Raw genomic sequence first — 24633 nt, 5'->3', positions numbered from 1 at the left:
TAAGTTAGAATTAAGAGTAATGACCAAAATCTTAATCAATGGCGGAAAACGCCTGCATGGTGAAGTTACGATCGGTGGAGCAAAGAACTCTACTGTTGCTTTGATTCCGGCTTCAATTCTTGCAGAAACCCCGGTTCGTTTCGACACGGTTCCAGCAATTTTGGATGTTAAGAATCTACAGTTAATTCTTCGATCAATGAATGTTTCTTCTAATTTTGAAAACGGCTTTTTAGAAATTGATCCGACACATATAGTTGACGCCCCTCTGCCAAAAGATGCAATAAAATCTTTGCGAGCATCCTATTATTTCATGGGTGCCTTATTGGGAAAATTTGGCAAGGCAACTGTCACTTTCCCTGGTGGCGACAACATCGGTCCACGACCGATCGACCAGCATATTAAAGGCTTTAAGGCACTCGGTGCCATGGTCCGCGAAGAAAATGATACGATTTATATTACAACCGGCCCCGAAGGACTTCACGGCGCCGAGATTTTTTTTGATAAGGTTTCTGTCGGCGCAACCATGAATTTAATTATGGCTTCTGTTCGGGCTAAGGGTTTGACAATATTGGAAAATGTTGCTCGTGAACCGGAAATTATTGATTTAGCGACTTTTTTGAATAATATGGGTGCAAATATTCGTGGAGCCGGAACTGATACGATTCGAATTACCGGAGTTCCGGTTTTACGTTCATCGGCTGTTCATGCGATTATTCCCGATCGAATCGAAGCTGGTACTTATATCACGGCAGCAGCGGCAATCGGAGATGGCGTAACAGTCAAAAATGTTATCCCGGAGCATTTGGAGTCATTTACTTCTAAGCTGATTGAAATGGGTGTCCATCTTCGAATCTCCGAAGATGAAATTTATGTGCCGGCGACCAGCCATTTAAAGCCTGTGACGATTACAACGGCTCCTTTTCCTGGATTTGCAACCGATTTGCAGCAACCGATTAGTCCACTACTGATGAAAGCAGATGGTGTTTCGACAATTGTTGACACGATCTATCCTCAGCGGATTCGTCATATTGTTGAACTGCGTCGAATGGGTGGCGACATTTCTTCTTTGGAGGGTGGCGTTATTCAGGTTAACGAATCACCAAGATTGGTCGGGACTGATGTCCAAGCTGCCGAGATCCGCGCTGGTGCTGCTTTGGTGATTGCTGGCTTGATGGCTGACGGACAGACTATTATTGATCATGCCGAACATATTTTAAGAGGCTATGAACAAATTCAACAAAAATTAACCGGACTTGGAGCCTCGGTCTCGGTTTTAGGAGTTGACATACCCAGTTTGATGCCTTGAAAGTTTTTAACTGGCTTGAAAAGGTTGGCTTGAGCTGTTATTATATTAAAGTTACTACTGACTCTTTGACTTCAGGTTAAAGGGCACTAAGGAGAAAAATATGAAAGCAGATATTCATCCAGATTATCGCCAGGTTGTTTTCGTTGATTCAACAACTGGTGCTAAATTCTTATCAGGTTCAACCGCTAAAGCTCAAGGCGAGGTTGAATACGAAGGCCAGACTTATCCAATGGTTCGTGTTGAAGTTACCTCGGATTCACATCCTTTCTATACTGGCAAGCAGAAAATCAATCAGGCCGATGGTGCTGTTGATAAGTTCAACAAAAAGTATGGACTTAACTAGTACTGATAGTTTAAGTCGCTATGCGGCTTTTTTTATATGCTGAAATATACAAGGAGATTAATATGAAGAATCAATTTTCAAAAACATCGTGTACAACTATTTTGGTAGGTAAAAAGGCTAGTTATGACGGGTCGACAATCGTTGCAAGGACGGAAGATTCCGGCGACGGCACTTTTGAAGCAAAAAAGTTTATTGTCGTTAGCCCGAAAGAACAGCCGAAACATTATGTTTCCAAGATTTCAAAAGTTGAAATCGATTTGCCAGACAACCCGCTTAGATATACATCTGTCCCAAATGCTGATTTAACAGAAGGAATCTGGGGCGAAGCCGGAATTAATTCGGAAAACGCAGCCATGAGCGCGACTGAAACAATCACGACAAATGAACGTGTTTTGGCTGCTGACCCAATGGTTACTGATGGAATCGGCGAGGAAGATTTTCTAACAATCGTTCTTCCTTATATTCATTCTGCTAAAGAAGGAGTTAAGCGACTTGGTTCTCTGCTTGAACAATTCGGGACTTATGAACAGAACGGTGTTGCTTTTTCCGACGCTGATGAGATCTGGTTCTTAGAAACAATTGGTGGCCATCATTGGGTTGCTCAACGCGTTCCGGATGATTCCTATGTTACTGTTCCTAATCAGCTTGGAATTCAAGAGATCAATTTCGACGACAGTGATAACTTCGTTTATTCTGCTGATTTAAAAGATTTTATTCGGGACAATCATTTGAATTTGTCCTTCGACGGTAAGGTTAACAGTCGTTTGACTTTTGGTTCGCACGCTGATATAGATCACCATTACAATACCCCCCGTGCTTGGTTTATGCAGAAGTTTTTGACGCCGAGTGTTGAACAAGATCCCATGAGTGATACGATTCCGTTTTCGCAAAAACCCTTTAGAAAAGTCACGATCGAAGATATTAAATATGTTTTGTCCGGTCATTACCAAGATACTGTCTACGATCCATATGGTACAAGTGGGACTGAGGCCGAGAAGCATATGTTCCGTCCCATTGGGATCAACCGAACGAGTGAATTGTCGGTTTTGCAAATTCGACCGAATAAGCCAAAGGGTAATCAAGCTGTTCAATGGATTGCCTTTGGTTCAATGCCTTTCAACACGCTGGTACCTTTTTATACAAATGTCGAAGACACGCCAAGTTATTTAAGAGATACGACAAATCGAGTAAGTTCTGAGAATTATTACTGGATTAATCGAATCATCGCTGCTTTGGCCGATCCCCATTATCGTGATGTGGTTGCTTATTTTGAACGTTACCAACAAAAAACCATCGCTCTTGGTCATAAAAATTTACTGTCCGCCGATAAGTTGGCCGCCGGTAAGAGTGGCCAGGAATTAACCGCTACTTTAGAAGCAGCCAATAAAAAAATTACCGATCAGATTAAAAAAGAAACCGAAGACCTCCTGGATCAGGTTCTCTTCACTGTTTCCAATTTAATGAACAATAAATTCGCTCGAAGCGATAATTAATAATTTAATTACTTGCTTTATTCATAGTAAAATTAAGTCGGAGCATCTGCTTCGATTTTTTTGTTGCCTAAAGGAGGTAAATATGAAACAAATCGAATTAGGGCAGTCTGGTTTGAACGCAAGTCAGATTGCTTTAGGTGTTATGAGAATAGATAGAAAAAATGCCCAAGAAGCTGCCAAAACAGTTTCTACAGCTTTCGACGCGGGAATTAATTATTATGATACAGCCGACATTTATGGGGCTGGAAAATCGTCTACAATTTTTGGTCAAGCTTTAAAAGATGCCGGAATTGATCGAAACAAAATTTATATACAAACAAAGATTGGCATTATCCTGAAAAATGGACAGATTAATGGTGACGGCTTAACCGGCCTTCGTTATGATTTTTCACGCGAACACTTGCTTTCGGCTGTTGATATCGAATTGCAGCGTTTGCAGACTGATCACATTGATTTTTTGCTTTTGCACCGTCCCGATACTTTGATGGAGCCCGAAGAGATTGCCGATGCTTTCAGTCAACTTGAGGCTTCCGGGAAAGTTTTGCATTTCGGGGTTTCCAACTTTACTCCCTATGATATTGAACTTGTTCAACAAGCCGTTAGCCAGCGCTTAGAAGTCAATCAATTACAATTTGCTTTAACGCATGCGAATATGATTTCTGAAAATATTCAAATGAATATCGACGGCAGTCCGGACTCTGATACCCATGTTCGAACTTTTGATATTTTGACATATATGCGTTTGCACAAAATGACGATTCAAGCCTGGTCGCCTTTCCAATATGGGATGTTTGCCGGTGTCTTTATCGACAATCCTAAGTTTAAAGAACTAAATGATCAGTTGCAGACTTTGGCCGACAAGTATCATTCAAATAAAAGTGCTGTCGCTGTTGCTTGGATTTTAAAACATCCGGCAAATATTCAAACAATTCTTGGAAGTACTTCGCCGGAGCATATCAAACAAATGACTGAAGTTGATGATGTTCATTTGAGCAACCAAGAGTGGTACGACCTTTATCAGGCTGCCGGCTATAAAATTCCTTGATATAGTTTGTCGAGACAAAGCATTTTCCAAATTGAAAATGCTTTTTTCTCACGAATAAAATATGTTTATAAAATAAAAGGATTAAACGATGATCACATTTGATGAAAACACAAAGGTATTTCATTTATCCAATAATCAAATTTCTTATCTCATGTCAGTTGAAGAAGGAAACCTGCTTGCCCATCTTTATTTTGGTAAAAGAGTTGGGCATTATTCTGGAGAAAGATTAAATCCCCGCTTTGACCGTAGTTTTTCCGGCAATCTGCCTGGTTCTTTAGATCGCACTTATTCAAAAGATACTTTGTTGCAGGAATGGTCGGGAAATAATACCGGAGATTATCGAGCCCCAGCTGTGATTATCCGCGATGAAAACGGGGCAAGACAAACAGATTTTCGTTTTCAATCTTATAAAATAATTGACGGAAAACCGGAATTGAAGAATCTTCCCCATGCTTATGTCGAGGATGATTCCGAAGCTCAGACTTTGATTGTGAATCTATTGAATGAAAACTTGGCATGCGAAGTTGAACTCAGTTATAGCATCTACAATGATCGACCCATTATTGCCCGCAGCGCAAAATTAATTAACAAAGGACGACATATTTTGCATATTGAAAAGATTGCCAGTATGCAGATTGATTTTCCAAAAAGCGATTTTCAAGTTATCTCCCTTCCAGGCGCTCACGCCCGCGAACGGCAAATCGAACGGCAAACGCTTCACCATGGATTGACTCAATTTGAAAGTCGTCGGGGTACCTCCAGCCATCATATGAATCCTTTTATTGCTTTGATTCATCCATCGACAACTGAATTTAACGATGAAGCGATTGGCATTCAATTGGTTTATTCCGGAAATCATCAAGAAACGCTTGAACGCGATTATATCGACCAGACACGGGTTCTTGCCGGCATTAACCAGTATGATTTTGATTGGAAGCTAAGAGCGGGTGACTCCTTTCAAACACCGGAAGCTCTGATTGTTTATTCAAGTAGCGGCTTAAACGGAATGTCTCAAACTTATCATCGTCTGCTCCGTGAGCGCGTTGCTCGTGGAAAGTATCAATTTGCTCAGCGGCCAATTGTTATTAACAATTGGGAAGCAACTTTTTTTGATTTCGATACCGAGAAAATTCAGAAAATTTTGGATAACGCTGCGCCCTTGGGAATTGAAATGTTTGTCCTTGACGACGGTTGGTTCGGGCATCGGGATGATGACAATTCAAGTCTTGGCGATTGGTTTGAACATGCAACAAAACTAAGGGGTGGACTGAAGGCCTTGAGCCAACAGGTCCATGACAGGAAAATGAAATTCGGTCTTTGGTTTGAACCGGAAATGATTTCTGAAGATTCCGAATTATATAAAAAACATCCTGATTATGCTTTGCAGGTTCCTGGCCGAGGGATGACGCCTTCGAGAGGGCAATATGTATTGGATTTTTCTCGAAAAGAAGTGGTCGATAATATTTTTAATCAAATGACCAAAATTCTTGATAATGTTGATATAGATTATGTCAAATGGGATATGAATCGTCATTTAACAGAAGTATATTCAACTGAATTACCAGCTGATCGTCAAGGCGAGGTAAGTCACCGTTACGTGCTGGGTGTTTATGATTTGGCTCAACGGATTACTTCCCGATACCCAGACATTCTTTTTGAGGGTTGCTCTGGCGGTGGCGGTCGTTTTGATGCCGGCATGCTTTATTATTTTCCTCAGTCCTGGACATCTGATAATACCGACGCCGTGGCGCGTTTGAAAATTCAATACGGTAGTTCTTTGTCTTATCCGGTATCGAGTATGACAGCCCATGTCTCTGTTTCTCCGAATCAACAGACCGGTCGTCAAACGAGTTTTGAGATGCGCGGGGATGTGGCGATGGCGGCTGTCTTTGGCTATGAATTGAATTTAGCCGATTTGTCCGATAAGGAAAAAGAAATCGTTAAATCGCAAATTAAATTTTATAAAAAACATCGTCAACTAATTCAGTACGGAGATTTTATCAGATTAAAATCGCCTTTTGATGGAAACCAAACAGCCTGGGAATTTGTTTCACCTGATAAAAAAGAGTTGCTGCTTTATCGTTATAAACTAATTTCCCAAGCTCAACCGGAATTTACTTTGACAAAATTGGCCGCTTTGGATCCTGATAAGATTTATCTGGCTGATGATAAAAAAAGGTATGCCGGTGATGAATTGATGAATATCGGTCTTTATGATACACCGATTCAATTGGCCGATTGGACCAGTCGAGTTGATTATTTTCAAGCTGAAAATTGATTCGGGCGATAATTTAATTAAATGCGAAAAGTTTCTTAGAAGGGAAACTTTTTTGTTTGTTCGTAAATTCCCTTATTGACTTGTGAATAATTTAATTTAAAATAAAGAAGTGGTTGAATTATCATTTTCTAATTTTGTGATTGCTCGTCTTTTAAAAGTATCTTGATTTTAATCAAATAGTTTTCGAAGTGAAGTATCCTAAATGATATTCGGCGACTTTCCAATTATTTGATAAAGGTTTAATAAGATCCAATAGGAATGCTGATTAATAAAGGGGAATATAGAAATATGAATGCATTAGTTTTAGATAAGATGAATCATTTGGAGGTTGAGAATTTGGAAAAACCAACTCCCAAAAATAATGAAGTTTTAATTAAGGTCGCTTATGTTGGCGTTTGCGGAACCGATAAAGCATTGTATCAGGGACTTCCTGGTTCGGCGGATGCAGTGCCGCCAATTGTTTTGGGACACGAGGATTCGGGAACGGTTGTTGAAATCGGTGAATCCGTTACCAATTTTGAAGTTGGTGATCGCGTTGCAATCGATCCGAATATTTATTGTCATAAGTGCGATTTTTGCCGTACGAACCGTCCTGAATTATGTACTAATTTATCTGCCGTTGGTGTTACTCGCAATGGCGGATTGGAAGAATACGTGGCTGTCCCAGAAGAAGTAGCTTATAAACTGCCTGATAATGTCAGCTTCAAACAGGCTGCGTTAACAGAGCCTTTGAGCTGTGTTGTCCATGGGGTCGACTTGTTAGCTATCAAGCCTTTCCAAGAAGCAATTGTTTTGGGTGATGGTTTTACCGGTCAATTGTTTGTTAAGACGCTTAAAGCTTACGGCGTTTCCAAAGTCACTATTTCAACTCGTCATCTTGATGATGAAAAGCACGTTGATTTTCTTAAAAAGGTTGTTGGTGCCGACGAGGTTGTCGATGCTCGTTCAAATGATTTTGACAAGGATTATGATGTTGTCGTTGAAGCGGTCGGATCAGCCGATGTTCAAGAACAGGCAGTTAAAGCCGCTGCTCATGGTGGACAAGTGTTAATGTTCGGTGTTGGAAAACCCGAACAAAAGTTTTCTGTTTCTTCTTATGAAATCTTCCAAAAACAACTGACGGTTCAGGGATCGTTTATTAATCCCTATACTTTTAAAGCGGCTATTGCAATGATCGCCGCCGGCAAGATTGACCCTTCCGAATTGGTCAGCATGGAATTAAAAGCTGCCAAAATGAACGACTACCTTTCAGGGAAGATTAGAACCAACAAAGCTGTTTTGAATATTGAAGCCGCCTTCTGAGATCAACTTGTTTCACAAGGGTAATTGTTACTCCTTTATAATACTTTTATGGCCTTTCAAAACTTTTAAAAAGGAGAAAATATGCCGGTTAAAAATAAAGCAATGCTGATCACCTATTCGGATTCGATGGGTAAGAATATCAAGGAATTACAATACATTTTAGATAAATATATTGGAGACGCGATTGGTGGAGTTCATCTGCTGCCTTTTTTTCCGTCAACCGGAGATCGTGGTTTTGCGCCCTCGGATTACACTCGTGTCAATCCGGATTTCGGTGATTGGGAGGATGTCGAGGAACTTGGAAAAAAGTATTATTTAATGTTTGATTTCATGATTAATCACATTTCCCGTGAATCGATTATGTATCAAGATTTCAAGGAAAAAAGGATGCTTCCAGCTACAAGGACTTTTTTATTCGTTGGGAAAAGTTCTGGCCGAAAGGACGCCCGACGAAGGCCGATATCGATTTAATTTACAAAAGAAAAGATAAGGCGCCGATTCAGGGGATTACTTTTGCAGACGGCAGTCAAGAACATCTTTGGAATACTTTTGGCGATGAGCAGATCGATATTAACGTGAAGTCCAAAGTTGCTCAGGAATTTTTTAAAGATACTTTACAGTCAATGGTTAAGCACGGTGCGGATTTGATTCGCCTGGATGCCTTTGCTTATGCAATTAAAAAGATTGATACTAATGACTTCTTTATTGAACCGGAAATTTGGGATTTACTGGAATCAGTTCGGAAGATTCTCGAACCCCTACATGCTGAAATTTTACCGGAAATTTATGAACATTACACAATCCCGGCCAAAATAAATGAGTATGGTTACTTTACCTATGATTTTGTTTTACCTCTGGTAATTTTGTACACTCTTTATTCTGGAAATCCCAAGCAATTGGCCAAATGGTTGAAAATGTCACCAAAAAAACAGTTTACGACTCTTGATACTCATGATGGAATCGGGGTTGTTGATGCTCGCGATATTTTAACTGATGAGGAAATCGACTATACTTCCAGTGAACTGTATAAAGTTGGTGCGAACGTCAAACGGACTTATTCATCTGCGGCCTATAATAATTTGGATATTTACCAGATTAACTCGACCTATTATTCAGCTCTTGGCAATGATGACAAAGCCTATTTGCTTGCCCGTGCAATACAAATTTTTGCCCCGGGAATTCCACAAATCTATTACGTAGGCCTGCTGGCTGGTGAAAACGATTTGGATTTGTTGGAAAAGACCAAGGAAGGACGCAATATAAATCGTCATTATTACAGTGAAGAAGAAGTTGCCAATGAAGTGCAGAGACCAATTGTTGCCTGCCTACTGAAATTGTTGGCTTGGCGCAATCGCAGTGCCGCTTTTGATCTTCAAGGAGATATTCAAGTCAGCGCAACCGACAAAAATGAAATCAAAATTATTCGAACTTCAACCAATGGCCAAGACACCGCGGAATTAACCGCTAATGTGGCTCTAAAAACCTTTACTATAAAGGAAAATGATCAAATTATTTTAATTGAAGATCAGACTGATACAAAGGATATCTAAAAGGTTTGATTTTCTTTAGTCCTTAAAAAAATTCCGATGATGGCGTTTAAAAAGCGGCATCATCGGAATTTTTTATTATCTATTTTTTGCCTGTTTAAAAATTCTTGCCAACGGCGATTATATAAATCGACAAGTTTTGGAGAGTTCAGGACCTGAAAAACATCAATGCTTTCTTTTATGCTTTGTTTTGCAACTATTCGGTCTCCTTTTAAATAATCCAGTAAACCCTTAATAAAATGCAATTCTGTTTTTTCGTAAAGATATTGTTCGTTATGAATCGAGTTTCCCGCCTGTTTGATCAATTGAGCCAATTCGGGAATTTTACCTTGAAAGGCCATGATTAGGGCAGTACTCAAAATGATATATAGAAAATCCGCCTGGTGATTCCAATTTACATCAATTGTTTCCGAACCATTCTTCAACATTTGCTGTGTTAGATAAAAGGATTGCATGGGAGAGAATAAATTGATGATGCTCATATATAGTCTGATTTCATAGTGTGTTCAAGTTTCTTTTGCGAAAAGATAATTATAGAGAAACTGTTTTTCTTTTTGGGAAACTTTAGCAATATGGTGCTTCTCCATGATTGATTTTTCTTTTAGAAAATTTACATAATCATATTCAATTTGGTTATTTATCCATCTTTGATAATAATATTTGCCTAATTTATTTGAGTTTTCAATGATTTGCTGGTCGACATAATCCTTCGTATCCTCGTAATGAAAAGGTTGATAGCGATTGTTTCTTTGATTATTTATATAGACGAATTCTTCGACCGAAAAATTGATGTTCAGCAACAGGCGATATAATTTATCGAAGACAATATTGCTTTGATCCCTTTCAAAGCGTGATAAAAATGATTTTGAAACGACGTTTTTAGCAGCGTTTGATAAACTGACTCCTTTGGCGATTCTCAATTCTTTGAAGGTTTGGCCATATCTGTCATGATCTCTCCTGCGAACTATATGCAACTTTTTTATTGGCCTCCTTATTAATTATCGGCATCAAAAAAGATAAAATCGTTGTTCGAAAAGTGTCGGATAGTTCGCTTGGTTTTAGGTTTGGTTTGATGTATGTTTGGCATCATAAACTGATTTTGAGTATCGGTATTATTTCTATTCTGCCTTTGATTGTCACACAGATGTTTAATGTTTCTTCACCGGATTATATTTCGACAGTTTTAAAGTCCAATAGTGTTGTTTACGGTTTGGCAGACATGAGTTATGGTGCTGGTGGTCTATTGGCAGGCTTAATTACAAGTTGGTTAATCCTCATATTTCCGAATAAAAAAATTATTGTAAATTTGTTCGCTCTTGCTAGTCTAGTTTTGTTTTTCTTGTATATCGGTCGTTTTGTTTTACTTATGTATCTTTGCACTTTCTTATTAGGATTTTCCAATTCTGCTTTGAGGGTCGTAATTAATACAGTTCTAATGAAAGAAGTCGACAAAAGTTTTATGGGTAGGTCGACTTCCATCTGGAACGGAATTGCTCAGTTTATTGAAATTTTTATATCTACAGTAATTGGTATTACAAATGATCATTTAGGAGCAGCTTTTGGTTTCTTATGTGTGTTCGCCATTATGTTTGTCGGTGTCTTTTGGAGTCTTAAAGCGATTAAATTGGAAACAATTGATGGACTTTAAAATAATTCTTGGTACGATTAACATTTTATTAACTATTCGACAACTTTTTATAAACATTTGCTGGATATACTTTGCTCCATAAATATCAAAGGAGCAATCAATAAAAATGGAAATCGAAACTTACAAAGATATTTTTAAATCGAAAAACGGCAGGATATATTTAGAACAATTACCTCATTTAGAAAAAATTCGTTCAGGACAATCATTTTTATACCGTAAAAACGGCAACGAAAGTATGATTATGGAATTGTCGATGCATGATTTAGTCGACGCTGATTTATTGGAAAAGGCGCTTCTTCGATCACTGTCTAGATACCCTTATCTAACCAGCAAATTTATCCAAGTTGATGGCGATTTTTATCTTAGTGCAAATTTTCTGCCGATGAAGGTCGTCGAGACTCTTCGATTGAGACCACTCGGAGGTTTGGAAACAAATTATCATTTAGTTGATATTACCTTTTATGAAAAAAAGATTTATGTCGCTTATCATCATGCCCTTTGCGATGGTCGGGGAATCATGCCTTTTGTCAGAAAACTAATTTACTATTATTGCTTAAAAAAATATCAACCACCGATTGATATTGATGATTTGAGTTTAGCTTCCGAAAATATGTCAATTGGCGAATTACAAGAACCCTTTGTTTCGGAGGAAAAAGCAACCGATACATTACCTGTATTTAAGCATGATGCCTTTAGGCTTCCGGAATTGACAACTGATAAACATCTCTATAAAAGCACCAGATACGAATTAAATATTGATCAAGATTCTTTTGTCGGGTGGGCACGATCAAAGCATGCAACGCCTTCGATCACTGTTGCTTTGCTAATGTCCAAGGTAATCGAGAATGTTCATCCAAATGAAAAAGAAATAATTTGCAACCTGGCCAGGGATGACCGTGCCGGAAGCAGTTGCCAAAATACTTTTCGTAACTGTGTCGGCAGTATTGAATTAGCTTACAGTCGACATCCTGATGAAATTCCTTTTCTTGATCAGGTTGAGAATTATCGAAATACGATTAGACAAAGCAAACAGAAACAACAGCTAAGAGACTCTATTAGCCGGATGACGGCTTTATCCGATCAACTTGACAAGCGAAAAGGATTTTTAGACAAACAAAAAATGCTTTCCTTCTACGACGATTTGATTCTAGATACTTTTGTTTTGAGCTATATTGGACAGTTCAAGCTTGGTGCTTATGAATCTTTTATTGACGACATTCATTCTTATATCAGTGGTTCGAAAGGTTTAACAATTCAAATGTCGGCTGTTAATGAAACTCTGTCGCTTGATTTTATTCAAAGTTTTGCCGACAAAATTTATTTGGAATCATTTATTGAAGAATTAAAGCAAAGAAACATCGGCTTTTTTGTTAAAGACCCGATTGAATTTGAAACGCCCTACGATGCTTTAAAACAAAGCTAATTTATTAAAGAAGCTTAAGGTGATTGATTTTTGTCAATTAACATTTCATAAACATTTTTAAAACATTTCGTAAACAAAGTTTCCCTATTCTATAGATGTTCAAAAGATATTTACAAGAATTATTAAAAGGAGGCAAGTATGAAAATATTAATCTCGATCATCACTGTTATTATGACCGGCGGCTTAGGCATCTTGGCTGTCGCTCTTTGGAATCATTATCACTATCAAAAAAATTCTATTTAATTTAAAAGGGAGTTATCAAAATGGTCGCAGGAACAATCGCAATTGTAATCGTTGTTGCTTTACTCACAGTGGCGTGGAAAATATTTAATTAATCAAAAAACAGAAAGGAAATTATTAAAATGATTATTATTATCGGAATCTTATTAGGAGCGTTCACTGGTTGGGGGTTTTAACCATAGCTGATCGTCATAGCAGGGCATTACTTGTCACAACTTCGACTTTTGGTGCTTTGGGGGCTGTCGCTGCCAACCAGTTACTTAGTTGGGGACTTACAGTTTGGGGGATTTCTATCTTACCGGTATTAGCTGGTTCTATCGTCTTGCCTTTAGTTTCTATCTATGGATTTTATTTCGGTAAAAACTATTTCAAAAAGCTTCGAGCAGGTAATTAAAATCTTTGAAACTATTTGATTTGTTATGATCATATTGAATGGTTTTTCGATTCTGCGGAGGCACGAATGGTCAAAATCCTGGTAGTTGAAGATGATGAAAATTTTAATTCATTAGTCAGCCGGTATCTTGCTTCGAACGGTTTTGAAGTAATCAGTTGTGCTGATGCTCAAAAAGCCTACGATGCTTTGTATAATAATCTCTTTGATTTAATTGTCACTGATGTTATGATGCCGGGAATTGACGGTGTTGAATTCGCCAAGACTGTTAGGCAGCTTAACGAGAATATTTCAATTCTCTTTGTCACTGCCCGCGATGATATCAAGACAAAAAAGCTGGTTTCAGAGTAGGTATTGATGATTATTTGGTTAAACCGATTGATCTGGATGAATTGAAATTAAGAATCAGTGCTGTTTTGAGAAGAGCCAATATTTCGCAAAATCAGAAAATAGAGATTGGAAATTTATTACTTAAGTCTGAAGAAATTTCTGCCAGCATAAATGGTGTTCCTATACCTTTGACTGTTAGAGAATTTAATATCTTGTTTAAAATGCTTTCTTTCGCCGGACGAGCCTTTTCAAGGGCTGAATTATTAGATGATTTTTGGGATACCGAAAGTAATGCCAGTCTTCGAGCCGTAGATGTCTATATCACGAAGTTGAGGGAAAAGTTCAAATCAACGAATGCTTTTGAAATTAAGACAATTCACGGTTTAGGGTATAAAACTGTTATTCGATCATGAAAACAAGACATGGTACGAGGAAAAAAAATAAATCATCTTACTTTTCTTTGCGTAATTATATTCTCACGCTATTATTATTCAGTATTATTGGCGGGATTCCCGGTATTCTGTATGCTTCTAATGCTCAAAATTGGCAAGATGTTTTAATCAGTGGTTACACCGGATGGTATTTGCTTTATTGGGTCATCTTTTCTGCGATTTTCTCGGCTTTTGCTGCATTTCGAAGATATCGCGACTTCGATAAACCAATTAAGCAGTTGAGCCAGGCTGCTAATCAAGTCGCAAATGGTGATTTTTCAGTTTACTTGCCAGCGATTCACGATGCTGAGCATTACGATTATTTAGATATTTTATTCGAAGATTTCAACCTGATGGTCTCTGAACTTGGATCGACCGAAACATTGAAAAGTAATTTTATCAGCAATGTTTCTCATGAGTTTAAAGCTCCTTTAGCGGTTATTCAAGGCTACGCTAATAGCCTTAATGATGATTCCTTATCTGTAAAGGAACGACAAAAATATTTGAGGGCTATTGTTGAAGCAACCAACAATCTGGCGTCTTTGGTGACTAATATTCTTCGTTTAAATAAATTAGAGAATCAAAATATGCCGACCAAACTTTCTTATTTTGATTTAAGCCGACAATTAGCTGATTGTGCTCTGCAGTTGGAGCCAAATTGGGAGAAAAAAGAAATTGATTTTCAAGCCGATCTATTGGATCATTGTCCGATTTTGGCTGATGAAGATATGTTGGCGATTGTCTGGAATAATTTGTTAAATAATGCAATTAAGTTCACGCCTGAAAAGGGCAAGGTTTCTCTTATACAGAAAAAACAGGATCAGGGCGTTCTTATTTCAGTCGTTGATTCGGGGATTGGTATGGAAAGCTCGGTTATTGATCATGTTTTCGAACAGTTTTATCAGGGAGAAACATCGCATTCCAATAGTGGGAACGGTTTGGGGTTAGCAATGGCCAAAAAGATAATTTCACTTTCAAACGGAACAATCAGCGTACAAAGTAAAGTCAATTTAGGAACGACGTTTTCCGTTTGGCTGCCTACCGATCAAAAAAACGATCCGGATTAACGATTTTATTTATAAATTCCAATTTAAAATTCCAAGAAAGGACAGAATCACCATGCCCAATATTAAAAAAAGAAAACCCGGATTTCATCGGTTATGAATATCGAGAGATTAATATCAATAATAAGCTAGTTGATTTATATCTGGATAATTATCCCAATTTTGGTTGGCAGATAATATCGGCCGAAAAAGCACAACCCGTTAATAGCAAGATGATTATTAAATTGAAGCGTAACAGACATATTGCAAATAAGCAGGAATTAACCAGGCTTCAAAGAAAATTTGAGGCTCAGCTAAGTCAGGTTGATAAACTTGAGCGGGAAAAAACAGTTCGGGCATCGGCAACAGCCTTAACGATTGGTTTCCTCGGTTCAGTCTTTTTAGCTGCTTCTGTAATGCTTTTCCATTATAATATTTTTTTATCTTTCGTTTTAGGGATACCGGGATTAATCGGTTGGATTCTCCCTTACTGGGTTTATACAAATATCAAGACTCGTCGTTCACAAGAATTATCTCCGCAAATTAATAAACTATACGACCTGCTTTACGATACCTGCGAACAAGCGCACAAGCTTTTAACTTTATAAAATTAAATTAATTTTAATATACATAGATAAGGGGAATAAAGAACTAATTTATTGATCTTTGGAATTTTTTGATAAATAAATTGATGTGAACAAGTTTATGAAAATAAATCGAAAAGGTAAAGTAATGAATTATTTAAAATCAATTATAAATAGTTTGCATTTGCAAAAGCACGTTGAAAATAAACCAGATCGAGTAGTTTTATATAATGCTTTGTCAACTATAACTAATTTTATTTTTGCTGTTTTTAAATTGATTATTGGTCTAATTTTTTTCTCTCTTTGGTTTTTAATATTTGGTAGTTATTACATGGTTTTATTTGCAATACGAGTTTATTTTTTACATAAATATACTAAAGTTCGAAAATCGGATTTATCAAGAAGCGAAAGATTAGTTATCGAAAATAATTGTCTTAGAGAAGGAGGCGCTTTATACAGTCTTCTAGGAATGACCTTTACGGCTTTTTCCTGTTATATGCTTTTTTATGGTCAGGAACAAAAGTACAATCAAAGTCTTGTATTGCTAATTGCCCTAATGGGTTTCACGAAAATAATCTCTTCGGTTGTCGGTTGGGTCAAGTCGAGAAATTTTAAAAGTCCGATCATTCTGTTTTTAAAGTCTCTAAACATCGCCGATGGTTTGGTTGCTATTGTCTTCACCCAATATTCTCTTTTATCGATGGAACGTTCTTCGAGTGCAACTTCTGCCACTGGCTTATTTGGTATCGGGATCGGAATTTGTTTAATATTTGTAGGTTTCTTTATTATCTTTAAATCGCTTAAATACAAACAGATTTGATTTATGTTTATCTATTGTCGATATAGTGGACTATCATACAAATAAATCGACTGGTTGATAATTTTGATCAATAAAGAGAGGATCGTTTGAATGGATTTTTTTCAAAGCAAATTTTTATATGGAAAAAAACAATCACAGTTTGGTATTTTTCGAATGCCAAGGAATACCACTAATTGCCCAGTGGTTGTTACAATTCATGGTGGCTTTTGGAAGGCTGAATATGGTCTTGAAGAAATTGTGCCGCTTGACGAAGATTTAGTTCGGCGCGGTTACGCGACTTGGAACGTTGAATATCGTCGTATTGGTGAAAATGGTGGAGGATGGCCGGGGACATTCAGCGATGTTATTGACGCGGTTAATTACTTGGCTTTTCTTAAAGAGGATTTTCCACTTGATTTATCTCGTGTGGTTATCTTGGGACATTCGGCAGGAGGACATTTGGCTCTTTGGTTGGCATCCCGTTGGAACACAAAACAAGCGGATCAAATGGGAAATGTTTTGCATACTTCTATTAAAGCCATAATTAGTCTGGCTGGAGTTTCGAATCTGGAAGAAATGTGGAGAATAGAAAGCAAAGGAAAAACAAGCAATAATGTTTCTTCTTTTCTCGGTGGTACGCCGGAAGAGGCATCTGACCGATATCATTTGGCTTCGCCTTATGAATTATTGCCGCTGCATGTCCGGCAAATTCTAGTTCATGGGGGAAGTGACCAAGAGGTTCCGCTTGATTTAACTCTTGGTTACTACAAAAAGGCAATCAGACTAGCTGATGATGTCGGCTTAATATCGGATTCAAGATCAGATCATTTTGATTTGATCGACCCCTTTTCGTCAATTTGGCTTTCAACTGCTGATTCATTAAAAAATATAATTAACTCATAAATGAGAAATACAATAAATAACAATTTTGTAGAAGTCCACTTACATGATTATTTTTATATTCTTTGGCTATAAAGTCCAATTTTACGAAGAAAGGATTGACGTCTTTTTAATGAAGAGCCGCGTAAATAGTAGGCGGTTGATCGCTTGATTGTTTTAATACCGCACATCTTCAAGACTTGTTTACTAAGAACTTTTCCATAATCCTTTTGAACCAGGTGAACGTAGAATGAAGGAGTATCGTTCGTGGTAATTATCCAAGCCTTTTTTCCTTTTAAATGACCAGTAGGTAACAAACCTTTATATGAATAAGCGTAGCCTTTAGAGAATGTTCGATCGATAAAACCTTTTAAAATAGCCGGCATTCCCGACCACCAAATCGGAAAGATGAATATTAACAGATCGCTGTCAGTGATTTTTTGACGATAATCAGCCAGATCAGGATCATCTTTTAGAAAGCGTCGTTGGTGCAAATGATCAAAATGCAATACCGGATCAAAATTCTCGGCATACAGGTCAATGATTGTTACTTGATGTTTTGTGGATAAATTATTCTTGACCTGTTTTAAAATTCCGGCGTTGAAACCCTCCTTATTTGGATAGGAATAGATGATTGTGATCCTCATAAAACCCCCGGCTGATAAAACTTAAATTGCAGGCTCTTATAGAAAACATTATAGCAAGGCCAAAAGAATTTAAGGACCATGAATATATAATATTAAGCTATAAATTGATTTAGTTGACTATCGTTTCATGGATTTCGTCTGCTTCCAATTTTGTTTTCCGAGCCAACAAGAATAGAATGGTGATTGTATTATCGTTTGACGGGCTTTGCTTCGTTACTTAATTTCCGAGATACAAGAAAGGATAAAGTTATTGGAGCCAAAAAAATCTAAATTCAATAATAGCTTTTTAAAATATAGTACTTATATCATTTCTATTGGGGTTTTCTTTTTGGCTATGACACCGGCGTAATCAACGGAGCCTTGGCTTTTATGAGTAAACCCGATCAGCTTAATCTAACTCCGGGACTGCAGGGAGTTGTTTCCAGTTCATTGGTACTGGGAGCCTTCTTTGGAGCTCTTGGCTGTGGAAGAATTGCTGATAAATTTGGAAGAAAACAGACTCTGCGTTGGATTGCTGCTTTATTTACAAGTTCAACGATTCTATGTGCTCTTTCAATGAATTTCTTATTTATGTCATTTTTCCGTTTTGCTCTTGGCTTATCTGTCGGGGCGGCCTCAAGTCTATCTCCTATGTATTTGGCTGAGATTTCTCCTGAACCGGTCAGAACGATTAATGTCAATAAAAATGCGATATTCATTGTTCTTGGCCAATTGTCTGCTTTTTGCATGAATGCTTTTCTTGGCAACATTGGGGGAAATTGGAATCCTATTTGGAGAATTATGATTGTTTCGGCAAGTATTCCGGCAATTATTTTGTGGATTAATTCTTTCCATATTGTTGGAAGCCCACACTGGCTCTTGCTTAAAAAAAGATTTAAAAAAGCTCGTAAACTTTTTTCCAAACTGGGATTTGAAAAAAGCACTTTTGACGGTATCGAACAGGAATCAAAAACAAAAAGTAAAAAAGATGATGACATCTCTTGGAAGAGCATCCTAAAAAAACCGAGTCTGGTTTATCTGCTGATTTCTGGAATTTTGATTGCCTTGATTCAACAAATATCCGGAGTTAATACAGTAATGTACTACGGTACTATTTTGATGGAAAAAGTCGGCATGGGACAAAGCGGATCTCTATATGCCAATATTCTGATCGGTTTGGTGTCTTTTGTAGCCAGCATTTTTGGTACAAGATTAATTGCCCGTTTTGATCACCATCGGATGCTTTTGATTGGCTTGTTCGGCAACATTCTTTTTCTGGCTTTATTGGGACTTGTTTTGCGTTTATCTTTATTTACGCAGACAATTACGAATGCCTTGGTCTTGATTTTTCTTGCTCTATTCTTGGCAAGCCATCAGGGAATTGTCAGTCCGGTTACTTGGTTAATAATGTCGGAAATGTTTCCCGGAAAAATCAAAGCACGTTTTATGTCTATAGCAACGGCTACTACCTGGATAACTAATTTTATTATCAGCCTGATATATCCTTTGCTTATATCGGCGGTCGGTACAGCGGTTGTCTTCTTCATTTTCGCCGCCAGCAACGGTGTTAGTGCCTTGCTTTCGATCTTTGTATTGAACGCTAAAGAGATTCAACGGGCTTATCGTAAAAATGATTTAATGTCCCAAGAGAGTAATTAAAGTTTGAGAGAGTTCAAATGTTTTTAGAATTATAAAAAAGGTTTCAACTAAAATAGTTGAAACCTTTTTTATTTTCCTTTATTTTTTCAGACTGAAGAATCAATTCAATATAGATTCAAGTTTCTTAAGAGAATCCAAGAATTCGGAATTGGTTTTTACGCCGCTTAATTTTAATTTTTCTTCCCACCATTGATTTCTGATGTCGATAATCTTTTTTATTACTTTTTTTCCATCGCTGGATATAGCAATTACGTTCGTCGTCCGATTCTTTGACGAGATCTCTTTACTTATGAAATTCAAGGAAAGGAGTTTGGTTGTTTCCCTGGTTATTTGGCCCTTATTAATCACCAATTTTTGAGCTAATTCTGATTGACTGCTGTTTTTATTAAAAAACAGATAAAGCAAAATGTAGGCATTGGTCGGATTTAAATCGTATTTTGCATATTCGCCCTTTGTGTCTTTTAAGAAAGCACGGTGTATTACGGAAAAGTATTGTGCTATGTCACCTGGAAATGTCTCTTCTCTCATAATTTTTGATAGCAGTTCCTCTCCCTTTAATTGTATCAACTTTGCAGATTGCAAAATAATTTGACATTTTCTTTGTTAATGTTATTGTTTAAAAGTAAACGTTTAAAAATCAACGTTTAAAAGTAAACATGTCAAGAAAATTTTAATTAATCCTGCATGCAAAAAGTTTGGAGTTTTGTATGATTTTAGTTTTAATTAGCGCTTTATTGCCAATCATAGTTACTTTGTGTTTGGGATATTTTTCCGGGGCAAGAAAGGATTTTGGAGAAAGTCATTCCAAGATCCTGAATAAATTAATTATGTCCTACAGTTTGCCAATGAGTCTTTTTGGTGGAATTTTAGCTACCGGAAGGAAAGTAATTTTTGAAAATATTCCAGTTGCGATCTGGATTTTTATTGGCATGGTCGGAGGGTATTTGATTGTTTTCTCGATTTGCAAATTTATTTTGAAAAACAGTACCTCTTTGTCGGCTTTAAGATCACTAACTATATCAGGTCCGGCAATTCCTTTTGTCGGTCCGACTTTGTTAGGTTTTTTATTTCCGACAGAAACTTCTTTGATAGTAGCCATCGGAAGCTTAATTATGAATGTTGTTCAAGTTCCCTTAACGGTTATTCTTTTGTCGACCGATAGTTATGAATTATCTGCCAGTAATAAAAACAGAAAAATTAACAACCTTGGTCTTGATATCATTAGTGCTTTTAAAAAACCGGTTGTTTGGGCACCGATTTTTGCTTTGATTCTATCTTTGTTCGGAATAACACTGTCTCCGATTTGGCAAAAGAACTTTTCTGTTTTAGGTGGAGCAACTGGTGGAATGGCTCTGTTTTCAATTGGAATAATCTTGTATGTTAAAAAACCCAAGCTAAATTTAGCCGTATGGATGAACACTTTAAGTCGTACAGTCTTTGTTCCGCTGGTTATTTTTTTGGTCATGATGTTCTTTAAAGTAGATAGATCGGTGATTAATATGACAACCATGACCATGGGGATTACGGTAGCTGCCATTTCAACTATTTTTGCTAACCAATATAAAGTCGCTGAACAGGAAATGGCTTCGACACTGTTCTTAAGCAATATTATTTCTATATTTTCAATGGGATTAATAATCGTTTTCCTGAAAATTTAATTTTTTTAATTATTTAAGACAAAGGAGATAAAATGGATACAGCTCATCAAATTGTTAAGGTATTAGAAGACCGTGATGTTAAATATGTTTTTGGAATTCCAGGCGAAGAAAATATTCATCTAGTCGATGCAATCAACCAATCCGACAAAATTAAATTTATTCTAGTTCGTCACGAACAAGGCGCTTCTTTTATGGCGGGTGTTTATGGAAGACTAACCGGAAAACCCGGTGTTGCCGCCGCTACTTTGGGTCCAGGAGCGATAAACCTGCTTTTAGGAGTGGCGGATTCTCAAACCAATTCAACCCCGATGATCGCTATTACGGCTCAAGGCGGTCTGGACAGAATTTATAAGGAATCCCATCAAGTTATTGATTTAAAAGCAATGTTTCAACCGATAACCAAATGGTCAACCCACATATACGAAGCGAAAACAACTTCCGAGATAATTGGAAAGGCCTATGATAAATCCGTTAATGGCCGACCAGGACCAGTTTACATCGGTGTCCCTCAAGATGTTGAAGAGCAGGAAACTGGTTCTCAAATCAGTACATTTTCAATGCCTAAGGAGAGTAACGAACCCAATCCAAAGTTAATTGAAAAAGCTGCTCGACTTATAAAAAACGCCAAGCATCCAGTTGTGATGGCCGGGATGGGTATTGTTAGGAATCATGCCGAGAAGGAACTGAATGCTTTTATTGAAAAGACTCATTTACCGGTAGCCACTACTTTTATGGGTAAAGGGTCGGTTGACGATCGCTCTAAATATGCACTCGGTGTAATTGGTTTTATGGCACATGACTATGGGAACTTCGCTTTCGATCAAGCTGATCTAATTTTGTCAATCGGTTATGAACTTTCTGAATTCAATCCTGTCCGCATCAATCCAAAAGCCAACAAGACTATTATTCATATGAGTACTTTCAGCGAGGATAGTGATGAACATTATCCTGTAAAAGTAAATATTATTTCTGATATCGACAAAAGTATCAGGGCTTTGTCCGACTGTTTGAACGATTTTAAGTCGTCGGAGACTAAGGCTGATATCAGAGAAGAAGTTGAAGCGGAGATTGCGTCTGGAAAAGTTGAAAGCAAAGTGCCTCTTACTCCTCAACAAATTATCAGTGCGACAAGGGAATCGGTTGATGATAAGGGAATTGTTTTAGTTGATACCGGTGCTCTTAAGATGTGGATGGCTCGTTTATATCCAACCTATGCTCCTAATACCTGTTTGATTGATAACGGACTTTCAACGATGTCCTGGTCTTTGCCGGGGGCTATTGGAGCGAAACTTGCAAAACCAGATCATCATATTTTGTCAGTGATGGGTGACGGCAGTTTTATGATGAATTCTCAAGAGTTAGAGACTGCTGTCAGATATCATATTCCGATTACGATTCTTCTTTGGGTCGACAAATCATATGGACTAATTAAATGGAAGATGGATATGGAAATGGGTCATCATTCCGAGGTTGATTTTGATAATCCTGATTTCGTCGAATACGTCGAATCATTCGGTGCCAATGCTCATATTGTCAGCAGCAGAAACGACTTAAAAAACAAACTTCAAAATTATCTGAAAAACGACAATCAGGTTAACGTTCTTATATGTCCAGTCGATTATAGAGAGAATATGAAACTTATCAATAAACTGGGAAAAGTTACTGTGTCACTTTGACTTAGGCCAAATGTCATCATTTCCAAAAGCATAAAGTGTATCAGTACATTTTATGCTTATATTCTATAAACCCTTCGATTTCTCTGTTCAAAGAGTTTTCTTTTACTTGGTAACAGTCCATGAGAGTTCAAAAAAGCATTCGGCAAAGGAAAACCAAAAACTAATTATGAAAAAGACCTGTTTAAAACAGGTCTTTTTTTGTTGGATATTACTATTAGTATCAAATTAGGTTATCAACAAAAAAGCTGATAAAACCGGCAATTAATTGTGGATGAAGCCACTGCAAAAAATGGTGACCATTTAAAACAAGCTGAATTGAAGCGTTGTTTTCATTGAAATATGGATTACCCCATTTAATATAATCGGGATAATTCAGGGCTGATAGAATTGACAATGTTGGTAACTCGGTTCCAATCTTCATGTCTTGAGTTTTTTTCAGTGTTCTAACGGCTTCTTTTAATTCATCGATTTCAAAGAAATTACCTGATTTTTTTTGATAAATCTTTTTGGCCTGCTTAGCTAAGGGGTCGGGAAGCCATGGATTAATATCTGTATCCATTCCTTGATTGGATTTTTGGCTTTGTTTGGCCTCGTTGAGACTAATGTTCAGTTGATCTGTGTCGTGCAACATTATTTTTGGAGCAGTTGGATCAATTCCAATCAAGCCCGATACTTGAAAGTCTTTTTGTTTTTGATGAAGAATATTGAGCAGGTAAACTGCGCTAAAGCTATGCGATACGATAAATAGTTTAGAACCGCCTACTTTAGCTAATAGTTCCGAAACTTCCTTTGAATAATTCTCCAATGTACGCTGATGGTAGACAGGGTCGCTACTAAAACCAGACCCAAGCATATCGACACTGATCAGATTATATTTACTTTCATCTAAGAAAGTAAATAAATTGTAAAAGTCTAAATAAGCACTATTAATGCCCATGGCAGCGAAGAAAACAAGCGTTGGTTTATTTTGTTTAATTTCTTCACTGGAAAAAACAAGTAAAGACGCCGCGAGAAGTTTTGACATAATTTTTATTCATTATTAATTATCTATTTTAATGCATCCGCTTAAGTTGGTTTTGTTCTTTAGCTTCGTCATATGCTCTATTCAGCAGGTGACAACTTCTCATGTATATGAAAAAAGAAGAGGATATGAAATGTTCTCAATCGTTGCCGCTTTCGACTTAATTTGCGTTGCCACTGTTTTATTTAATTCAAATTCCGTCTGGATTCCTCTTTTTATCTTTTCTTTTATCATAAATATCGATATTTGGGGAACTTTCAATTGAATTAGTGTTTTTGGAAAGATGAATAAATAGATAGTATTTTTTGAAAAAAATCTAAAAAATGAATACATTATAATTTTCCATAGGAATTCACATTAATTTGTCTTTAACTGATTCGAGAAACTCTTTGGACCTTTTAATGCAACAGATTTTTTGTTAAAGTTGAGAATTTAAATAATTACGAGGTAGAGTTGTTGGCATTAATTAACGGAATCGATATAGATAACCAGGGACGTTGCGTTCATTATCACGAAGAGAACGATGTTGCCTGTTTAAAACGTGCTCAGTGTGGCGAGTATTATGCTTGCTATTTATGCCATGACGCGAGCGAAAATCATCATTTTTTGGCCAGTGATAAAAATGATTCACCAGTATTATGTGGTGTTTGTCGACATAAAATGAACTTCGACGAGTATACAAGCGGGAAATGTCCATACTGTGGGCACGCTTTTAATCCAAACTGTAAAAAACATTATTCAATATATTTTTCTTAAATTACATAACCATTCCATCGATTTTCAGAGGAAAAAGATCGAATCAATTAAGGCACTGATTAAAGTTGATTTGAATCAAGATTATTATCAGATGCCTGTTTATGAACTCAGCGGTGGTCAGCAAGGCGGGTTGCTTTAGCGAGGCTGCTGTTGAA

General features: G+C 37.2%; 21 protein-coding genes and 3 pseudogenes. 19 read left to right on the top strand and 5 right to left on the bottom strand.

Annotated features, from left to right (window positions below; all coding sequences use genetic code 11):
- The first annotated feature begins 19 nt into the window (after positions 1 to 19).
- From A3G9_RS1000000110135 to gtfA, 7 genes and pseudogenes are all read left to right on the top strand, one after another.
- Positions 20 to 1306, top strand: coding sequence for a UDP-N-acetylglucosamine 1-carboxyvinyltransferase (locus A3G9_RS1000000110135; RefSeq protein WP_002819656.1), 1287 nt, complete (start codon positions 20 to 22; stop codon positions 1304 to 1306).
- Positions 1307 to 1406: 100 nt separating this feature from the next.
- Positions 1407 to 1649 carry a type B 50S ribosomal protein L31 gene (locus tag A3G9_RS0108460; RefSeq protein ID WP_002819655.1) on the top strand — a complete coding sequence of 81 codons (243 nt, stop codon included), beginning with the start codon at positions 1407 to 1409 and terminating at the stop codon, positions 1647 to 1649.
- A gap of 62 nt (positions 1650 to 1711) precedes the next feature.
- Positions 1712 to 3142, top strand: a complete 1431-nt coding sequence (locus A3G9_RS0108455) for a C69 family dipeptidase (RefSeq protein ID WP_002819653.1) — start codon at positions 1712 to 1714, stop codon at positions 3140 to 3142.
- Between the two features lie 82 nt (positions 3143 to 3224).
- Positions 3225 to 4187 (top strand): aldo/keto reductase, encoded by a 963-nt coding sequence (locus A3G9_RS0108450; protein ID WP_002819651.1) that lies wholly within the window; start codon positions 3225 to 3227, stop codon positions 4185 to 4187.
- Positions 4188 to 4275: 88 nt separating this feature from the next.
- A complete protein-coding gene (locus A3G9_RS0108445; protein ID WP_002821426.1) occupies positions 4276 to 6465 on the top strand; it encodes an alpha-galactosidase in 2190 nt (729 codons plus the stop codon).
- Between the two features lie 288 nt (positions 6466 to 6753).
- Positions 6754 to 7767 carry a zinc-dependent alcohol dehydrogenase family protein gene (locus tag A3G9_RS0108440; protein ID WP_002819645.1) on the top strand — a complete coding sequence of 338 codons (1014 nt, stop codon included), beginning with the start codon at positions 6754 to 6756 and terminating at the stop codon, positions 7765 to 7767.
- An 81-nt stretch (positions 7768 to 7848) separates the two neighbouring features.
- Positions 7849 to 9317: pseudogene (gene gtfA, locus A3G9_RS01000000109675) on the top strand (sucrose phosphorylase).
- Between the two features lie 59 nt (positions 9318 to 9376).
- Here the strand turns inward: gtfA and A3G9_RS0108430 are convergent.
- On the bottom strand, positions 9377 to 9808 hold the full coding sequence (locus A3G9_RS0108430) for an Rgg family transcriptional regulator (protein WP_226490010.1): 432 nt from the start codon (positions 9806 to 9808) through the stop codon (positions 9377 to 9379).
- Between the two features lie 12 nt (positions 9809 to 9820).
- Complete coding sequence (locus tag A3G9_RS0108425; RefSeq protein WP_002816852.1) at positions 9821 to 10288, bottom strand: helix-turn-helix domain-containing protein; 468 nt, start codon at positions 10286 to 10288, stop codon at positions 9821 to 9823.
- An 8-nt stretch (positions 10289 to 10296) separates the two neighbouring features.
- On the opposite strand from A3G9_RS0108425, the gene A3G9_RS0108420 reads away from it, so the two are divergent.
- The 8 genes and pseudogenes from A3G9_RS0108420 (at position 10297) to A3G9_RS0108380 (ending at position 17106) form a co-directional block, all read left to right on the top strand.
- Positions 10297 to 10962, top strand: coding sequence for an MFS transporter (locus A3G9_RS0108420; protein ID WP_002821427.1), 666 nt, complete (start codon positions 10297 to 10299; stop codon positions 10960 to 10962).
- A 106-nt stretch (positions 10963 to 11068) separates the two neighbouring features.
- Positions 11069 to 12385: a hypothetical protein gene (locus tag A3G9_RS0108415; RefSeq protein ID WP_002821428.1), complete on the top strand. Its 1317-nt coding sequence runs from the start codon at positions 11069 to 11071 to the stop codon at positions 12383 to 12385.
- Positions 12386 to 12788: 403 nt separating this feature from the next.
- Positions 12789 to 13019: a hypothetical protein gene (locus A3G9_RS0108405; protein WP_002819634.1), complete on the top strand. Its 231-nt coding sequence runs from the start codon at positions 12789 to 12791 to the stop codon at positions 13017 to 13019.
- Positions 13020 to 13085: 66 nt separating this feature from the next.
- Positions 13086 to 13759 (top strand): annotated as a pseudogene (locus tag A3G9_RS1000000110705) (response regulator transcription factor).
- Between the two features lie 47 nt (positions 13760 to 13806).
- Positions 13807 to 14844 (top strand): HAMP domain-containing sensor histidine kinase, encoded by a 1038-nt coding sequence (locus tag A3G9_RS0108395; protein ID WP_002822749.1) that lies wholly within the window; start codon positions 13807 to 13809, stop codon positions 14842 to 14844.
- A 221-nt stretch (positions 14845 to 15065) separates the two neighbouring features.
- Entirely contained in the window at positions 15066 to 15428 is a 363-nt protein-coding gene (locus A3G9_RS1000000110590; protein WP_180365957.1) for a hypothetical protein, read from the top strand.
- Between the two features lie 97 nt (positions 15429 to 15525).
- On the top strand, positions 15526 to 16224 hold the full coding sequence (locus A3G9_RS0108385; RefSeq protein WP_002819630.1) for a hypothetical protein: 699 nt from the start codon (positions 15526 to 15528) through the stop codon (positions 16222 to 16224).
- Between the two features lie 90 nt (positions 16225 to 16314).
- Positions 16315 to 17106: an alpha/beta hydrolase family protein gene (locus tag A3G9_RS0108380; protein ID WP_002821432.1), complete on the top strand. Its 792-nt coding sequence runs from the start codon at positions 16315 to 16317 to the stop codon at positions 17104 to 17106.
- 53 nt (positions 17107 to 17159) lie between these two features.
- Here A3G9_RS0108380 and A3G9_RS0108375 read toward each other — a convergent pair whose 3' ends face one another.
- Positions 17160 to 17729 (bottom strand): NAD(P)H-dependent oxidoreductase, encoded by a 570-nt coding sequence (locus tag A3G9_RS0108375; protein ID WP_002816867.1) that lies wholly within the window; start codon positions 17727 to 17729, stop codon positions 17160 to 17162.
- Positions 17730 to 17979: 250 nt separating this feature from the next.
- On the opposite strand from A3G9_RS0108375, the pseudogene A3G9_RS01000000109665 reads away from it, so the two are divergent.
- A pseudogene (locus A3G9_RS01000000109665) lies at positions 17980 to 19367 on the top strand (sugar porter family MFS transporter).
- A gap of 99 nt (positions 19368 to 19466) precedes the next feature.
- Here A3G9_RS01000000109665 and A3G9_RS0108365 read toward each other — a convergent pair.
- The gene (locus A3G9_RS0108365) at positions 19467 to 19895 is read right to left on the bottom strand and encodes a MarR family winged helix-turn-helix transcriptional regulator (protein WP_002819627.1); all 429 of its coding nucleotides are present in this window, start codon (positions 19893 to 19895) and stop codon (positions 19467 to 19469) included.
- Positions 19896 to 20074: 179 nt separating this feature from the next.
- Between A3G9_RS0108365 and A3G9_RS0108360 the strand changes: the two genes are divergently transcribed.
- Both A3G9_RS0108360 and A3G9_RS0108355 read left to right on the top strand, forming a co-directional pair.
- The gene (locus tag A3G9_RS0108360) at positions 20075 to 21025 is read left to right on the top strand and encodes an AEC family transporter (protein WP_002821434.1); all 951 of its coding nucleotides are present in this window, start codon (positions 20075 to 20077) and stop codon (positions 21023 to 21025) included.
- A 32-nt stretch (positions 21026 to 21057) separates the two neighbouring features.
- Positions 21058 to 22701, top strand: coding sequence for an acetolactate synthase large subunit (locus A3G9_RS0108355; RefSeq protein WP_002816873.1), 1644 nt, complete (start codon positions 21058 to 21060; stop codon positions 22699 to 22701).
- Between the two features lie 220 nt (positions 22702 to 22921).
- Here the strand turns inward: A3G9_RS0108355 and A3G9_RS1000000109755 are convergent, their stop codons facing one another.
- A complete protein-coding gene (locus tag A3G9_RS1000000109755) occupies positions 22922 to 23725 on the bottom strand; it encodes an alpha/beta fold hydrolase (RefSeq protein ID WP_002821435.1) in 804 nt (267 codons plus the stop codon).
- 450 nt (positions 23726 to 24175) lie between these two features.
- On the opposite strand from A3G9_RS1000000109755, the gene A3G9_RS1000000110010 reads away from it, so the two are divergent.
- The gene (locus A3G9_RS1000000110010) at positions 24176 to 24478 is read left to right on the top strand and encodes a CHY zinc finger protein (protein ID WP_002816876.1); all 303 of its coding nucleotides are present in this window, start codon (positions 24176 to 24178) and stop codon (positions 24476 to 24478) included.
- Positions 24479 to 24633 lie beyond the last annotated feature (155 nt).

It is taken from the genome of Oenococcus oeni DSM 20252 = AWRIB129, from assembly GCF_000372485.1.
Classification (GTDB): domain Bacteria; phylum Bacillota; class Bacilli; order Lactobacillales; family Lactobacillaceae; genus Oenococcus; species Oenococcus oeni.
The sequence above is the reverse complement of the archived record's forward strand: the minus strand, read 5'-3'. Positions and strand labels throughout refer to the sequence as shown.

What these genes read in the sequence shown, in the direction of transcription:
- A3G9_RS1000000110135 (WP_002819656.1), top strand. Translation starts at nt 20, where the DNA reads ATGACCAAAATCTTAATCAATGGCGGAAAACGCCTGCATGGTGAAGTT.
- A3G9_RS0108460 (WP_002819655.1), top strand. Translation starts at nt 1,407, where the DNA reads ATGAAAGCAGATATTCATCCAGATTATCGCCAGGTTGTTTTCGTTGAT.
- A3G9_RS0108455 (WP_002819653.1), top strand. Translation starts at nt 1,712, where the DNA reads ATGAAGAATCAATTTTCAAAAACATCGTGTACAACTATTTTGGTAGGT.
- A3G9_RS0108450 (WP_002819651.1), top strand. Translation starts at nt 3,225, where the DNA reads ATGAAACAAATCGAATTAGGGCAGTCTGGTTTGAACGCAAGTCAGATT.
- A3G9_RS0108445 (WP_002821426.1), top strand. Translation starts at nt 4,276, where the DNA reads ATGATCACATTTGATGAAAACACAAAGGTATTTCATTTATCCAATAAT.
- A3G9_RS0108440 (WP_002819645.1), top strand. Translation starts at nt 6,754, where the DNA reads ATGAATGCATTAGTTTTAGATAAGATGAATCATTTGGAGGTTGAGAAT.
- A3G9_RS0108415 (WP_002821428.1), top strand. Translation starts at nt 11,069, where the DNA reads ATGGAAATCGAAACTTACAAAGATATTTTTAAATCGAAAAACGGCAGG.
- A3G9_RS0108385 (WP_002819630.1), top strand. Translation starts at nt 15,526, where the DNA reads ATGAAAATAAATCGAAAAGGTAAAGTAATGAATTATTTAAAATCAATT.
- A3G9_RS0108380 (WP_002821432.1), top strand. Translation starts at nt 16,315, where the DNA reads ATGGATTTTTTTCAAAGCAAATTTTTATATGGAAAAAAACAATCACAG.
- A3G9_RS0108375 (WP_002816867.1), bottom strand. Translation starts at nt 17,729, where the DNA reads ATGAGGATCACAATCATCTATTCCTATCCAAATAAGGAGGGTTTCAAC.
- A3G9_RS0108365 (WP_002819627.1), bottom strand. Translation starts at nt 19,895, where the DNA reads ATGAGAGAAGAGACATTTCCAGGTGACATAGCACAATACTTTTCCGTA.
- A3G9_RS0108360 (WP_002821434.1), top strand. Translation starts at nt 20,075, where the DNA reads ATGATTTTAGTTTTAATTAGCGCTTTATTGCCAATCATAGTTACTTTG.
- A3G9_RS0108355 (WP_002816873.1), top strand. Translation starts at nt 21,058, where the DNA reads ATGGATACAGCTCATCAAATTGTTAAGGTATTAGAAGACCGTGATGTT.
- A3G9_RS1000000109755 (WP_002821435.1), bottom strand. Translation starts at nt 23,725, where the DNA reads ATGTCAAAACTTCTCGCGGCGTCTTTACTTGTTTTTTCCAGTGAAGAA.